Here is a 14,901-nt window from a genome sequence, read left to right on the forward strand (position 1 = left end):
GCTTCGACGGGTGAAGGTATGTGCGGGCCGTGGGGCCGTCAATGGGACGTGCGGGAATCGGTGGGGCGGTTCGACGGCCCGAACCGCGGGCCGGGTCGAAAGGTGATCGAAGGGACCGAAGGGATCGAAGGGACCGAAGGGGATGAAGGGTTGAAGGGGGGAAGGGGGAAGGGGGCGAAGGGCTGACCGGAAGGGGATCCGGGGGAGGGGAACCGCCCGCCTCAGCCGCCCGAGCGGGCCGGGACCGGTGCCCCGACCGGGCGGGAGCCCAGCGGGCCGAGCAGGACGAGGGCGGTCAGCAGAGCCGTCGCGGCCGCCGTCACCGGGACCCCGTACCCGGCCGCCGCCGAGACGTGCTCGACCGTCCAGCCGCCCGCCGCGCTGCCGCAGGCGATCCCGCCGAGCAGGCCGGTCACCGCGAGGGTCATGCCCTCGTTCAGCCGCCCCTCGGGGGTGCAGCGCTGGACCAGCGTCATCGCCGTGACCATCGTCGGCGCCGTGGCCATGCCGGCCAGCAGGAGCGCGCCCGCCAGCAGGACGAGCGAGCCGGTGAGGGACGCCGCGAGCAGCGGCAGCACCATCAGCGCGGCCATGGCGGCCAGGCACCACGGCAGCCGGGACCGCGCGGACCCCGCCGGGCGCATCGCCCCGTAGACGAGCCCCGCCGCGAAGGAGCCGGCCGCCTGGAGGGCGAGCACCGCGCCGGCCGCCGGGCGGTGCCCCCGGGCGTCCGCGAACGCGATCGTGACGACCTCCATCGCGCCGAACACCGCGCCGGTCGCGAGACAGACGACGAGCAGCGGGCGCATCCCGGGCGCCCGGAAGGGAGCCCGGCCACCCGGCGCGTGGCGTCCGGTGGGCGGCTCGGTGGAACGCTGGGCGGTGAAAAGCGTCACACCGGTCAGCAGCAGTACCGCCCCCACCAGCGTGCCCGCCTCCGGGAAGAGCGCCGTGCACAGGAAGGCCGCGAGCACCGGGCCGAGCATGAAGCAGAGCTCGTCCGCGGCCTGCTCGAAGGAGTTCGCGGTGTGCAGGGCATCGGCGACCGCCTTCGGGTCGCCCCCCGGCCCCCCGGTGCGGGAGCTCAGCAGGTACGCCCAGCGGGCCCGGGACATCCCGCCGGTGTTCGGCGTCGTGGCGGTGGCGGCGTAGGCGGCGAACAGGGTCCAGTCGGGGGCGCCGTGGCGCACGCAGAGCAGCAGCGCGAGCAGGCCGAGCACGGCGAACACTGTGGCGGGCAGGGCGACGCGGGCCTGCCCGTACCGGTCGACCAGCCGCGCGGTCCACGGGGCGACCACCGCGGTCACCGCGAGTCCGGTCGCGACGACCGCGCCGGCCAGGGCGTACGAACCCCGGGTCACGGCGATCATCATGACCGCGCTCACGCTGAACATGCCCATCGGCAGCCGGGCGAGGAGGTTCCAGGCGGTGAACGCGCGGGCACCGGGCAGCGCGAAGAGGCGGCGGTAGGGGCCCTTCTCCCGGCCGCGGCCGCTGTTCGTCCGCCCGCGTGGCGAGAAGTCGACGGCGACCAGGGTGTCGGCGGTGACGGTGAGCAGAGGGGTGTTCCGGGAGGCCGGAGGACGCCTGTGGAAGGTCGGTTGCGGCATGCACCCACCGTCGCCCGCGCCCGCGGCACCGGTCCAACACCTTCCCGGTACCGATTCACGCATCCGCGTTGTAGGTTCGCGGAGTGTCCGCCCCCGCCCACCTCGACCCCCGCCTCCTGCGCGCCTTCGTCACCGTCGCCGAGGAACTGCACTTCACCCGTGCCGCGATGCGCCTCTACGTCGCCCAGCAGGCGCTCAGCCGCGACATACGGCGGCTGGAACGGGAGCTGGGCAGCGAACTGTTCGTACGGACCACCCGCCAGGTGACGCTCACCCCCGACGGCGAACGCCTGCTGCCGTACGCCCGCCGGGCCCTGGCGGCGCAGGACGACCTGCTCGCCGCCGCCGGACGGACCCGGCCGCTGCTGGTGGACCTCAACTCCCCGGGACTGGCCACCGGGCGCCGGGTCCTGTACCGGGCCCGCGAACTCAGCCCCGGCCACGAGCTGATGGCCCGCTACGAGAGCGGACTGACCTGGGCCGCGGGCGAGTTGGTCGCGGGGCGGCTCGACGCGTCGTTCGGGCGGTTCGCGGGACTCCCCGCGGCGCTGAAGGCCGGGCTGGACCAACAGCCCGTACGGTACGAGCCGATGGCGGTGATCCTTCCCGAGGACCACCGGCTGGCCGCCCTGGCGGAGGTCCCGCTCGACGCGCTGGCCGGCGAGGAGCTGTACGCCGGGGCGGGCAATCCGCGCACACCGGAGTGGACCGACCTCGCGGAGCTGCTGTTCGAGGGGTGGGGCATCGACGTCGCGTCGCCCGCGCCCCTGGCCGTCGGGGACGAGGAGTTCCAGCGGATCATGGCCCGCACGGGCAATCCGGTCCTCGCCGTGGTGGATTTCCCGCCGTTGCCCTCGATGGTGCTGCGCCCGCTGGTCGACCCCGTTCCGCTGTCACCCGTGTCCCTGGTGTGGCGGAAAGGTCTGATTCACCCCGCTCTGGACGTACTTCGCAGGGCTGCGGCCGATATCGCCGCCGAGGAGGGCTGGTTGCTCCGGCCCGCCGACGGATGGGTTTCGGACAGTGATCTTGATGTCATGAGTTCTCCCTAATGTCTCGCAATTGATACGAATCCCCTCCCGGTGAACACGGAACCTTCGCGTGCGCTACATTCGATGCTCGAGCACGGTGTGATAAACGGGGCGCTCGGAGAGGGTGGGGGCCATCTCCGGCGGCGATTGCTCGGGCCGCACGCGCACCCGGAACAGTCCCGTGGGGGGAAGAAGCGTGCGCGTGGAACAGTGGCGAGAAGACGCCCAACCCGAACGGTCCGGAACCGAGGACGAAGCCGACCCGGTCGAGGACGACCGGTCTGCCTCCGGCAGTTCCGCCGCCGGCCACGGGACGTGGTTCTCCCGGGGCGTGCCCGGCCGCACCGCCGCGGCGAACGACGTCACCGCGGCGAGGACCGCACCCCGCGCGGCCGGCCCGGACGACCGGACCGGCCCGAAGGACCGGGCCGGCCTGGATGACCGGGTCGCTCCGGACGACACGAAGGCCACGACGACCACGATGAGCACAACGCCCCCGCCGGGCGGCACGAGCAAGGTGCCGGCACCGGGCGGCACGAGCGGGATGCCCGCACAGCGCGGGCCGGAGAAGGCGAACAGGGAGACCGGGGAGGACAGGACGCGGAGGGCCGCCCCGACGCGCCCGGCGTCTTTCGAGGGCCCCGAGGACCCCGAGGAGACCAGGGCCCTGCGGATCAGGCCCCGTACCGCCCCCTCGTCCCCCTCCGCCGATTCCACCGGCTTCACCGCACGCCTCTCCGCCCAGACCCCCGGGACCCCCCGGCCACCCCGCACCCCCCTGCGCGACCCCTGGCAGGAGGGCGCCGAGACGTCCGTGCTCCCCCCTGCCACGGCCGAGCCCACCAGGCCCGTCCCCGCCACGGCCGAGCCCACCAGAACCCTCCCCGCCGTAGGCGCGGACGCGGCCACGGACACCGGCACCACCGAGCACACCCACGACCCGCACGAGGTGACGATCCAGCTCGACGCCGTGCAGTTCGGCGACGGCGTACTGCGGGCAACGCCGGGCAAGCACCGAGCCGGTGCGAGCCACGACGTCGCCGACGGGCCCGTGTTCGTCGACGAGTCCGGCCGCCGCAGCCGCCTCTACCGCCGGATCGGCCTGGCCGTCGGCCTGGCCTGCGCCGCGTACGCCATCGTGATCGTCGCCACGCTGCTGTCCGGCAACTCCAACGCCCCCTGGGTCCCCGTACCCGGCCAGGAGCAGGAGCAGCCCGCCGGGAAGGTCGAGACCTCGCCGCAGCCCGCCGAGCCGGACGCGTCGCCCGGCTCCGGCACCGACCTGACCCCGGGCGCCGAACCGACCGCCGAGGACGCCGGCACCCTTCCCTCGCCCGGCGCCAGCCTCCCCGCGGGCGGCGCGCCCGCCGCCGAGGAGGGGGCCGGCGAGACCGCCGGCCCGGCGCCGACGCCGACCCGGACCGCTCCCGGGCCGGGCACCGGCGTCGGCGGCCCCACGACGACCGCCCCGGCCGACCCCCCGGCCGTCCCGGAGCCCGCCGACCCGACGACCCCGTCCGGCGGCACCGGCACCGACCCGACCACGCCGCCCGCCGGGGAGGACCCCGGCGACGAAGAACCCGCCGGCGCCGGCAGCCTCGCCCAGGCGCCCGCCGGAGCACCGGCCGTGGCCGCCGAGAACCCCGCCGCACAGCCCGACCAGTCCCCCGCCCCCGCCGCACCGTCCCCGGAGCACGTTCTCTGATGGCATCCCACTCCCGCCGCCCCGGGCCCGCGACCAGAGCCCGAGGCGGCTCCCGGCGTCGCCGCGTGCCCCTGCGCCTGCTGCTTCCGCTGCTCGTCCTCGTCGCCCTGGCGGCGATGCTCATGCTGCGCGGCTACACGCACAGCGAGATCCTCGCCGACCATCGCGTCCAGGCGCCCGCCCCCACCGACAAGGTGCCGGAGAAGATCCTCGAGGGCGGCCCGGTCATCGACGCCCGGGGCGGCCGCACCGAGAGCCTGAGCGTGCCCGACCGCCGGCTGGTCCTCACCTTCGACGACGGCCCGGACCCGGTCTGGACCCCGCGCGTGCTGGACGTGCTGAAGAAGCACGACGCGCACGCGGTCTTCTTCGTCACCGGCACCATGGCCTCCCGCTACCCGGACCTCGTCCAGCGCATGGTCGACGAGGGTCACGAACTGGGCCTGCACACGTTCAACCACCCCGACCTCTCCCTCCAGTCCAAGAAGCGCATCGACTGGGAGCTGTCGCAGAACCAGCTGGCGCTCACCGGCGCCGCCGGGGTGCGCACCTCGCTCTTCCGCCCGCCGTACTCCTCCTTCTCCGAGGCCATGGACAACAAGTCCTGGCCGGTCACCGAGTACATCGGCAGCCTCGGGTACATCACCGTCGTCAACAACACCGACAGCGAGGACTGGCAGCGGCCCGGCGTCGCCGAGATCATCCGCCGTGCCACGCCGAAGAACGGCGAGGGCGCCATCGTCCTGATGCACGACTCCGGCGGTGACCGCAGCCAGACCGTCGAGGCGCTGGACACGATGCTGCCCGACCTGAAGAAGCAGGGCTACGAGTTCGACAACCTCACCGAGGCCCTGGACGCGCCCAGCGCGATGAGCCCGGTGACCGGTTCCGAGCTGTGGAAGGGCAAGGCGTGGACCTTCCTGGTCCAGGCCTCGGAGAAGATCACCAGCGGTCTGGCGGTGGGCCTGGCGATCGTCGGCACCCTGGTCATCGGCCGCTTCGTGCTGATGCTCCTCCTCTCCGGCGTCCACGCCCGCCGGGTCCGCCGCAAGGGCTTCCGCTGGGGTACGCCGGTCACCGAGCCGGTGACCGTGCTGGTCCCGGCCTACAACGAGGCCAAGTGCATCGAGAACACCGTCCGTTCCCTGATGGACAGTGACCACCCGATCGAGGTCCTGGTCATCGACGACGGTTCCAACGACGGCACGGCCCGCATCGTCGAGGCCATGGGCCTGCCCAACGTCCGGGTGATCCGCCAGCTCAACGCGGGCAAACCGGCCGCGCTCAACCGGGGCCTGGCCAACGCCCGGTACGACATCGTCGTGATGATGGACGGCGACACGGTCTTCGAGCCGTCCACCGTCCGCGAACTCGTCCAGCCCTTCGGTGACCCGAAGGTGGGGGCCGTGGCGGGCAACGCGAAGGTCGGCAACAAGGACAGCCTCATCGGCGCCTGGCAGCACATCGAGTACGTGATGGGCTTCAACCTGGACCGCCGCATGTACGACATCCTCGGCTGCATGCCGACCATCCCGGGGGCCGTCGGCGCCTTCCGCCGCTCGGCCCTGGTCCCGATCGGCGGCATGAGCGACGACACGCTCGCCGAGGACACCGACGTCACCATGGCGCTGCACCGCGCCGGCTGGCGCGTGGTCTACGCCGAGAACGCCCGCGCCTGGACCGAGGCCCCGGAGACCGTCCAGCAGCTGTGGTCCCAGCGCTACCGCTGGTCGTACGGCACCATGCAGGCCATCTGGAAGCACCGCCGCGCCGTGATCGACAAGGGACCCTCGGGCCGCTTCGGCCGGGTGGGCCTGCCCTTCGTCTCCCTGTTCATGATCGTGGCTCCGCTGCTGGCCCCCCTGATCGACGTCTTCCTGCTCTACGGCATCGTCTTCGGCCCGACCCAGAAGACGATCATGGCGTGGCTGGGCGTCCTCGCCATCCAGGCGGTCTGCGCGGCCTTCGCCTTCCGCCTCGACCGCGAACGCATGACCCATCTCATCTCGCTGCCGCTGCAGCAGATCCTCTACCGCCAGCTCATGTACGTCGTGCTGCTCCAGTCCTGGATCACCGCGCTCACCGGCGGCCGCCTGCGCTGGCAGAAGCTGCGGCGCACCGGTGCCGTCGAGGCGCCCGGCGGCTCGGTGCCGCGCCAGAACGCGCGGACCGACGACGATCGGAGGCCCGTGGCATGACCCACGGATACACGACCGGTACGGGCCCGGGCCCGGAACCGGCCGGCCCGTACGGAACCGCGCATCCGGGGGAGGCGAACGGGCCCCTGGGGGTGCCGCCCGCCCTCCCGCGCCAGCGCACGACCGAGCCCGCACCCGCAGCGGATCCCGCCGCCCCGGCAGCCCCCGGTAAACCGGGCCGTGACCGGTACCTCGACCTGCTGCGCTCCATCGCCCTGGTCCGCGTCGTGGTCTACCACCTGTTCGGCTGGGCCTGGCTGACAGTGCTGTTCCCGTCGATGGGCGTGATGTTCGCGCTGGCGGGTTCGCTGATGGCGCGTTCACTGAAGCGTCCGGCGGGAAGCGTGCTCCGCAGCCGGATCCGCCGTCTCCTGCCGCCCCTGTGGGCGTTCGCCGTGGTCGTGCTGGCGATGATGTTCGCGCACGGCTGGAACCCGGCGAAGGAAGACGGTTCCTGGGGCCTGATCGGACTGTTCAACTACATCGTTCCGATCGGTGCTCCGCCCTACCCCTGGGAGCTCGGCTCCCCGTCGGGCCTGCTGGACGAGACCTGGGCCGTGCAGGCCGCGGGCCCGCTGTGGTACCTGCGCGCCTACCTGTGGTTCGTCATCGCGTCGCCGCTGCTGCTGTGGGCGTTCCGCCGGGCCCCCTGGCCGACCCTGCTCGCCCCGCTGGGCCTGACGGCGATCGTCGGCACGGGCCTGGTGACCATCCCGGGCGAAACGGGCCGCGCGATCACCGACTTCGCGGTCTACGGCGGGTGCTGGGTGCTGGGCTTCGCCCACCACGAAGGCCTGTTGAAGCAGATCCCGCGCTACGTCTCGGTCTCCTGCGCGTCGCTGGTGATGGCCTTCGGCCTGTGGTGGGCGTCGGGTCACCTGGGCCCCGACGGCTGGGACCTCAACGACATTCCGCTGGCCCAGGCCACCTGGTCGTTCGGCTTCGTCGTGATCCTGCTCCAGTACTCCCCGTCCTGGCAGGAACTCCCGGGACGCCTGGCGCAGTGGGACAAGCTGGTGACGCTCTCCAACAACCGGGCGGTCACCATCTACCTGTGGCACAACATGCTGATCATGGCGACGGTCCCGATCGTCGACCTGCTGTACCGGCTCCCGTTCATGCAGAGCGAGCGCGGGGTGGAGGCTCTCAGCAGCACGTACACGCTCTGGATGTTCGCCCTGGTCTGGCCTCTCATCGGCCTGACGGTGCTCGCGGTCGGCTGGGTCGAGGACCTCGCGGCCAAACGGAAACCCCGCCTGTGGCCGAACGGCACGAAGCGCTCCGTGGACAAGGGTTCTGGGCGCCGCGCCGCCCGCCGGGGCTGACGCGGACCCTCTTTTCGGGACCCGGCTTTCTTCAGCGGCGGCGTCGGCGAGGCGGCAGGCATGCGGTCCGAGGCCACGCAGGTCTCGTCGAAGGGCTGCCGGCGACCCGTTCGGTGTTCCGGTCGGGCCTGACGGCTCGGGTGGAAACAGAGGTGTCCGCGGCGGTCAGCCCACGGCGGGCAGCGCTCCCGGGAAACCCTCCCCGCCCGCCTTCTGCCGTGCCCGCTCCGTGTTGAACCGCCGGACCGTCTCCAGCCACCGCCACGGGCGGATCTCGTCCAGGGTCAGGCCGGGACAGGCGAGCTGGTGCGGGATGCGGCAGGTGGCGCCGGGCAGGGGTTCGTCCAGGCCGCCGTTCCAGGCGGTGCCGTCGGTGTCGAGGTGCCAGCGGTGTCCGCCGGGCACGAGGTGGGCGGGCAGGGTGAAGCCGGGCTCGAGGAGGACGTGCCGGCCGGTGTAGGTGCGGCGCCGTTCGCCGGCCAGGCCGCAGTGGGGGCAGAGGGGTGGGTGGGGTGGCTCGGGGCCGGTGGCGCCGTCCAGGGCGGCTTGGGCACGGTCGATGTTCTCCCAAGGTCGTGCGGCGGCGGGTGCGTGGCGGTGGGCGTCGGGGCCGGGTAGCGGAACGACGGCCGGTTCGTGTGTTTCCCCCATGGTTTGAGCGTGGATGTGGCCGTTGGTGTGGGGTAGGGCGCGATCCGGGCGCAACGGGGGCATGCGGGCGGGGCGCGCGGGCGCGGGGCGCGGCTCGTGAGGCGATGCGGGGCCGAGGGGTGCTGTTGGGGCGTGGCTGGTCTTTGGCATGGTCGTCCGTGCGTGCGGGCCCTGCTGTCGAGAGAGGCGTCGGCCGCGCGGTCCGGGGGAGAGGTCTGGCGCACTTGGCGTTCGTGTGCGGGCGGCTCGGAGCTGACCGCACTGTCTGGTCGGGGACTCGCCACCACATGGACTGCTCGACTCCACCAGAACCGGGCGGCGGTGTCCTGATCCATGTCCCTCTGAGACCCCCTCGATGCCGAACGGGATCACACGGATGGTGACGTGGGGCATTTCGCCCATGCCGAACAGGTGCGTGAGCCGGCCGCGAGCCGCAGCGGGGCCGCCGAAGCCCCTGCGCAGAGCCGACTCGTGGATGCTCGCCGAGCAGGAGGGCGGATCCTCTCGGTGCAGGATGCCCCGCCGTCGGTGCGACGGGAGAGACGGCGCTCGATCTCGTACTGCCGCACGGGCGGTACCACGGCCCGGACGAGGGCGCGGGCGTGCTGTGGCCGGTGACGACGGCTCTCCTCGGCGTCGGCGCCCTGGTCACGCGCAGGCGCAACGCCCGGTACGCGGCCCGGCTCCGGGCGGCCGGGTCCTCCCCGGTGACCGGCCCGACGGGCCGGGCGCGCCACCTGCCGCGGCCCTCGCGGAACCGACCCCCGCCCGGCACCTCTCACTCCGCCCCCGCAAAGGGTGAGAGCAACGTTCCCCAGCGGTCACCCGCTGCCACGGGCCGGAAACGCTCCCTCCCTACCTTCGGAACCAGGCCCCGGGCCGACAGGCCCTCGCGGCATCCGCCCGCACCACCCCGGAGAACAGTGGAGGCGTCATGACAGCCCCAGCCCCCGGCCAGGTCCCCGCACCGCCGCCCCCGAGCAGGGGCGGCCGCTGGATCCAGCAGTGGGACCCCGAGGACGAGACGTTCTGGAACCGGACCGGGGAGAAGGTCGCCCGCCGGAACCTCCTCTTCTCCGTGCTGTCCGAGCACATCGGGTTCTCGGTGTGGACGATGTGGTCCGTGCTGGTGCTCTTCATGGGCCCGGAGTACGGGCTGAGCCCGGCCGACAAGTTCCTGCTGACGTCCGTGGTGACGCTGGTCGGCGCCGTGGTCCGGGTCCCGTACACCTTCGCCGTCGCGGTGTTCGGCGGCCGGAACTGGACGATCGTCTCCGCCGCGCTGCTGCTCGTCCCCACGGTCGCCGCGTTCACCGTGATGGAGCCCGGGACGTCCTTCTCCACCTTCCTGCTGGTCGGCCTGCTGGCGGGCATCGGCGGCGGCAACTTCGCCTCGTCCATGACCAACATCAACGCCTTCTTCCCGCTGCGGAAGAAGGGCTGGGCACTCGGCCTGAACGCCGGCGGCGGCAACATCGGCGTCCCGGTGATCCAGCTCGTCGCCCTCGCGATCATCGGGGCGAGCGGCGGGCCCCGGGCGCTGCTCGGCCTCTACATCCCGCTGATCGTCGTGGCCGCCGTGCTCGCCGCGCTGTACATGGACAACCTGGCCTCGGTACGGAACGACACCGGTGCGGCCAAGGACGCCGCCCGGGACGCGCACACCTGGATCATGTCCTTCCTCTACATCGGCACCTTCGGCTCGTTCATCGGCTACAGCTTCGCCTTCGGGCAGGTGCTGCAGAACCAGTTCGACCGCACGCCGCTCGAGGCCGCGTACGTCACCTTCATCGGCCCGCTGCTCGGCTCCCTGATCCGCCCGGTGGGCGGATGGCTCGCCGACCGGTACGGCGGCTCGCGGATCACGCTGTGGAACTTCGCCGGCATGGGCGTGGCGACCGGGGTGCTGATCGTCGCCTCCCTGCAGAAGTCGCTGGTGCTTTTCACCGTCGCCTTCGTGGTGCTGTTCGTGCTGACCGGCCTGGGCAACGGCTCGACGTACAAGATGATCCCCGGCATCTTCCAGGCCAAGGCGCTGGCCCGGGGACTGAGCGGCGAGGAGGCGGCCGCGTACGGGCGCCGGCTGTCCGGGGCCTCCATGGGGCTGATCGGTGCGGTGGGCGCGCTCGGCGGGGTCGGCATCAACCTGGCCTTCCGCCAGTCCTTCCTCTCCTACGGTTCCGGCACCGGCGCGTTCGTCGCCTTCCTGGCCTTCTACGCGGTCTGCCTGGTGGTCACCCGGGCCGTATACCTTCGCCGCCCGGCGCGGCCGGCCGCCACGACGGCCGTCGCGGAGGAGAAGCCGCAGCTCAGCTATGCCGAGGTGTGACGTAACACGGGGGACATGAAGCCGAACCGGGCCTGTCATGGAGCATTGACAGGCTCGGTCGGCATGAGGACGAGCCGTGCCTCACACACAGCACAGTGGACGCAGCACACCGACTCGAGCGCGGGACGAGAGCGGGACGGGAACCATGTACGACGCACAGCAGAACCCGGAGCGGCCGGACGGGCCGACAGAGCCGGACGGGCCGACAGAGTCGGACGGGCCGACAGGACGGAACCCCGGGCAGGATCCGGAGCACGGGCCGCTCGCGGGCTTCACCGTGGGCGTGACCGCCGCGCGCCGGGCCGACGAACTGGGCACGCTGCTCCAGCGGCGCGGCGCCGCCGTCCTGCACGCCCCCGCGCTGCGGATCGTGCAGCTCGCCGACGACAGCGAACTGCTGGCCGCCACCAAGGAGATCATCGGACAGGCCCCGGACATCGCGGTCGCCACGACGGCGATCGGTTTCCGCGGCTGGGTCGAGGCCGCCGACGGCTGGGGGCTCGGCGACGATCTGCTGGCGCGGCTGCGCGGGGTGCGGATCCTGGCCCGCGGACCGAAGGTCAAGGGCGCGATCCGGGCCGCCGGGTTGACGGAGGAGTGGTCGCCGTCGTCGGAGTCGATGGCCGAGGTCCTCGACCGGCTCCTGGAGGAGGGCGTCGACGGGCTGCGGATCGCCCTCCAGCTGCACGGCGAACCGCTGCCCGGGTTCGTGGAGTCGCTGCGGGCCGCGGGAGCGGACGTGGTGGGGGTGCCCGTCTACCGGTGGATGCCGCCGGAGGACATCGCCCCCGTCGACCGGCTGCTGGACGCCGTCGTCGCCCGGACCCTGGACGCGGTCACCTTCACCAGCGCGCCCGCCGCCGCGTCCCTGCTGTCCCGCGCGGGTGAGCGCGGCCTGCTCGACGACGTCCTCGCCGCCTTCGGACACGACGTCCTGCCCGCCTGCGTCGGCCCGGTCACCGCGCTGCCGTTGCAGGCCCGGGGCATCGACACCGTCCAGCCGGAGCGCTTCCGGCTCGGCCCCCTCGTCCAGCTGCTCTGCCGGGAACTGCCCGGCCGGGCCCGCTCGCTGCCGGTCGCCGGGCACTGGGTGGAGATCCGCGGGCACGCCGTCGTGGTGGACGGCGAGCTGCGCCCCGTACCGCCCGCGGGCATGTCGCTGCTGCGGGCGCTGGCCCGCCGCCCCGGCTGGGTCGTCGCCCGCGCGGACCTGCTGCGCGCGCTGCCGGGCACCGGCCGCGACGAACACGCGGTGGAGACCGCGATGGCCCGCCTGCGCGCCGCCCTCGGCGCGCCCAGGCTGATCCAGACGGTCGTCAAGCGCGGTTACCGCCTGGCCCTGGATCCGCAGGCGGACGAGAAGTACGGGGACGACGCCTGAGCGCAGCCGGCGCGGCGCCGCGCGCGAGGCCGGGCGGGGCATACAGGGGCGGGGCTCGGATCGGGACGTGGAGCGGCTTCGGCCGGGACCCGCGTCGGGCCCTGGGACGAAGTCCCTGTGCCGGGGCCAGGGCCGTTCCGGGACGTGGGCGGGTGCCCGAGGGGTTCCGGGTGGAGGAGCGGGCAGGCACTGTAGAGGGAGCGGATTCCCGGAACGGATTCCTCACCCGCATCGCGCCCCGGCCCCCACGCGACCGGAGTGAACCCTAGGCGGTGACAGGCACATGGCACTGGGTACGGACACGGCGCCCCACGAGCTGCGGTTCGACACCGGGCGGATCTGTCTGGATCTCCTCGCGACCGCGCATCCCGAGGAACGGCTCGGCTCCGTCGACGTGCTGGGCGCCTGGATCACCGGCTCCGGACTCGTCCCGGCCGGCACCCCGCTGACCCACGCCGACGACACCTGGCCGGTCGCCTTCCGCGAACTGCGCGGCCACCTCGCCCGTCTGGTGCCCGTCCGGCCGGCGCCCGGCAGCACCGCGTACGACCTCGCGCTCACCCGCGTCAACGAGACCGCCCGTGCCGCGCCCCCGGCGCCGCGCGCGGTCCCCGGGGACGACGGGGCACTGGTGCGGCGGCTGGAGGCGCCGCCCGGCTGCGCCGCCCTGCTCGCGGCGATCGCCCGGGACGCCGTGGACCTGCTCACCGACCCGCTCGCGCGCGCGTGCCTGCGGCAGTGCGAGGGCGACAACTGCCCGATCGTGTACCTGGACACCTCACGGGGCCGCCGCAGGCGCTGGTGCTCCAGCGAGGTCTGCGGAAACCGCGAGCGCGTGGCACGCCACCGCCGCAGGGCCGCCGCCCTCACCCGCACCTGACCCGGCCTCACCTCACGGGCCCTCCAACTCCACTGCCGCGTATGCGGCTTGCACCCCCTCTTCCGCCATTTCCTGCTACTTACCGCCCCTCAAATGCTGAAGTGACTTCGCTCACCCCCGGTTTGCCTCGCGGTCGGCACGGGCAGCCCGGCCCGCCCTCGCCCTGTGGGGGAAACGTGAAGGAGAGGCGGGGGGAATGTGCTCCCATGTCCCGGTCTCCGTCGCGTCCCTCAGAAAACTGTCACCCCGCGTTGAACACCCCACGCACCGCGTCCGTACCCGATGTCGAGCGACCGACGGGGGGATCCCCGGGACACCGGAGGTGGGCGTGCGCAAGGATGCGGCCGTGGCCAATGAACGTGGAGCGAGGGCCCGACATCGCATGTCTTCGTCCTCGTCGTACTCGTCGAACGAACCCGACGAGGAGTTGATGCGTGCGCTGTATCGAGAGCACGCAGGGCCTTTGCTCGCCTACGTCCTTCGGCTGGTCGCCGGCGACCGGCAGCGAGCCGAGGACGTCGTGCAGGAAACGCTCATCCGTGCCTGGAAGAACGCCGGTCAGCTCAATCGGGCGACCGGATCGGTACGCCCCTGGCTGGTGACGGTCGCCCGGCGCATCGTCATCGACGGCCACCGCAGCCGGCAGGCCCGGCCGCAGGAGGTCGATCCGTCGCCGCTGGAGGTCATCCCCGCGGAGGACGAGATCGACAAGGCGCTGTGGCTGATGACGCTGTCGGACGCACTCGACGACCTGACCCCTGCCCACCGGGAGGTCCTTGTCGAGACGTACTTCAAGGGACGTACCGTGAACGAGGCGGCCGAGACCCTCGGGATACCCAGCGGCACGGTGCGCTCCAGGGTGTTCTACGCCCTGCGTTCGATGAAGCTGGCACTGGAGGAGCGGGGGGTGACGGCGTGATGAGCGTGTACGGGGGATTCGGAGCGGGCGGTACGGGTATGTCTGGTGCCATGCAGGGATCACCGGTGCCGAACGAACATGAGACCGTCGGTGCCTATGCTCTCGGCATCCTCGACGATGCCGAGGCGACCGCGTTCGAGTCGCACCTCGCCGGCTGCGAGTGGTGCGCCCAGCAGCTCGACGAACTCGCCGGTATGGAACCGATGCTGGCCGCCCTCGCGGACCTGCCCGGCACCGGCACACCGTCGCTCGGCGAGTCGCTGTCGGCCAAGCCGGCGCCGCGCGTGGTGGAGAAGCTGGTCGACGAGGTCGCCGAGCGCCGCGCCAAGAAGCGCCGCCGCAACTTCTACATGGTCGCCGCCGCGGGCGCCCTGATCGTCAGCGGCCCCTTCGTCGCCGTCGCGGCGAACGGCGGGGGCGACAGCGGCAGCGGGGGCGGCGGCACCAACCGCATCCTCTCCGCCGACCCGGCGAAGGACGTCTTCGACCAGATCCCCGACAAGCTCACGGCCACCGACCCGGGCACCAAGGTCTCCGTGACCGTGGCGTTCCAGGAGAAGGACTGGGGCACCGGCCTCGCCGCGCAGATCACCAACGTCAAGGGCTCCCAGAAGTGCGCCCTGGTCGTCATCGGCAAGAACGGCGAGCGGGAGACCGCGACCTCCTGGACCGTCCCGGAGTGGGGCTACGGCCTGCCGGACGCCACGACGGACAAGGCCAAGCAGCCGCTCCACGTCCAGGGCGGCGCCTCGTTCGATCCCGACGAGATCGACAGCTACGAGATCGTGACGTTCGACGGCAAGAAGCTCGTGGAAGTCGACGCGTAGCCTGACGGGCCCCCTTCGCGTACGGTTGACGGCTGCCCAGCACGT

The 14,901-nt window shown here is 72.8% G+C and carries 11 protein-coding genes and 1 pseudogene; 9 read left to right on the plus strand and 3 right to left on the minus strand.

The window, feature by feature from the left end:
• Window positions 1-221: 221 nt before the first annotated feature.
• The gene (locus ACIF80_RS28830) at window positions 222-1,610 is read right to left on the minus strand and encodes an MFS transporter (protein ID WP_399810021.1); all 1,389 of its coding nucleotides are present in this window, start codon (window positions 1,608-1,610) and stop codon (window positions 222-224) included.
• Window positions 1,611-1,693: 83 nt separating this feature from the next.
• On the opposite strand from ACIF80_RS28830, the gene ACIF80_RS28835 reads away from it, so the two are divergent.
• The 4 genes from ACIF80_RS28835 (at window position 1,694) to ACIF80_RS28850 (ending at window position 7,869) form a co-directional block, all read left to right on the plus strand.
• Window positions 1,694-2,662, plus strand: a complete 969-nt coding sequence (locus tag ACIF80_RS28835; protein WP_399810022.1) for a LysR family transcriptional regulator — start codon at window positions 1,694-1,696, stop codon at window positions 2,660-2,662.
• A gap of 181 nt (window positions 2,663-2,843) precedes the next feature.
• Window positions 2,844-4,346 carry a hypothetical protein gene (locus ACIF80_RS28840; protein WP_399810023.1) on the plus strand — a complete coding sequence of 501 codons (1,503 nt, stop codon included), beginning with the start codon at window positions 2,844-2,846 and terminating at the stop codon, window positions 4,344-4,346.
• Window positions 4,346-6,544: a polysaccharide deacetylase family protein gene (locus ACIF80_RS28845; RefSeq protein ID WP_399810024.1), complete on the plus strand. Its 2,199-nt coding sequence runs from the start codon at window positions 4,346-4,348 to the stop codon at window positions 6,542-6,544. Before ACIF80_RS28840 ends, ACIF80_RS28845 begins: the two co-directional genes overlap by 1 nt.
• A complete protein-coding gene (locus ACIF80_RS28850) occupies window positions 6,541-7,869 on the plus strand; it encodes an acyltransferase (protein ID WP_399810026.1) in 1,329 nt (442 codons plus the stop codon). Before ACIF80_RS28845 ends, ACIF80_RS28850 begins: the two co-directional genes overlap by 4 nt.
• 165 nt (window positions 7,870-8,034) lie before the next feature.
• On the opposite strand, the gene ACIF80_RS28855 is transcribed toward ACIF80_RS28850, so the two are convergent.
• Window positions 8,035-8,520: a DUF6083 domain-containing protein gene (locus ACIF80_RS28855; RefSeq protein ID WP_399810027.1), complete on the minus strand. Its 486-nt coding sequence runs from the start codon at window positions 8,518-8,520 to the stop codon at window positions 8,035-8,037.
• A gap of 414 nt (window positions 8,521-8,934) precedes the next feature.
• Window positions 8,935-9,036 (minus strand): annotated as a pseudogene (locus ACIF80_RS28860) (Scr1 family TA system antitoxin-like transcriptional regulator); the annotation flags it as partial.
• A gap of 418 nt (window positions 9,037-9,454) precedes the next feature.
• Between ACIF80_RS28860 and ACIF80_RS28865 the strand changes: the two are divergent.
• The 5 genes from ACIF80_RS28865 (at window position 9,455) to ACIF80_RS28885 (ending at window position 14,856) form a co-directional block, all read left to right on the plus strand.
• Window positions 9,455-10,849 carry a nitrate/nitrite transporter gene (locus ACIF80_RS28865; RefSeq protein WP_399810029.1) on the plus strand — a complete coding sequence of 465 codons (1,395 nt, stop codon included), beginning with the start codon at window positions 9,455-9,457 and terminating at the stop codon, window positions 10,847-10,849.
• 145 nt (window positions 10,850-10,994) lie between these two features.
• A complete protein-coding gene (locus ACIF80_RS28870) occupies window positions 10,995-12,230 on the plus strand; it encodes a uroporphyrinogen-III synthase (protein WP_399810030.1) in 1,236 nt (411 codons plus the stop codon).
• 283 nt (window positions 12,231-12,513) lie between these two features.
• The gene (locus ACIF80_RS28875; RefSeq protein ID WP_399810031.1) at window positions 12,514-13,110 is read left to right on the plus strand and encodes a CGNR zinc finger domain-containing protein; all 597 of its coding nucleotides are present in this window, start codon (window positions 12,514-12,516) and stop codon (window positions 13,108-13,110) included.
• 322 nt (window positions 13,111-13,432) lie between these two features.
• Entirely contained in the window at window positions 13,433-14,029 is a 597-nt protein-coding gene (locus ACIF80_RS28880; protein WP_079040643.1) for a sigma-70 family RNA polymerase sigma factor, read from the plus strand.
• Between the two features lie 65 nt (window positions 14,030-14,094).
• Window positions 14,095-14,856: an anti-sigma factor family protein gene (locus tag ACIF80_RS28885; protein WP_399810033.1), complete on the plus strand. Its 762-nt coding sequence runs from the start codon at window positions 14,095-14,097 to the stop codon at window positions 14,854-14,856.
• The last annotated feature ends 45 nt before the right edge of the window (window positions 14,857-14,901 follow it).

Source organism: Streptomyces sp. NPDC085927, assembly GCF_044540975.1.
Taxonomy (GTDB): Bacteria; Actinomycetota; Actinomycetes; order Streptomycetales; family Streptomycetaceae; genus Streptomyces; species Streptomyces hirsutus.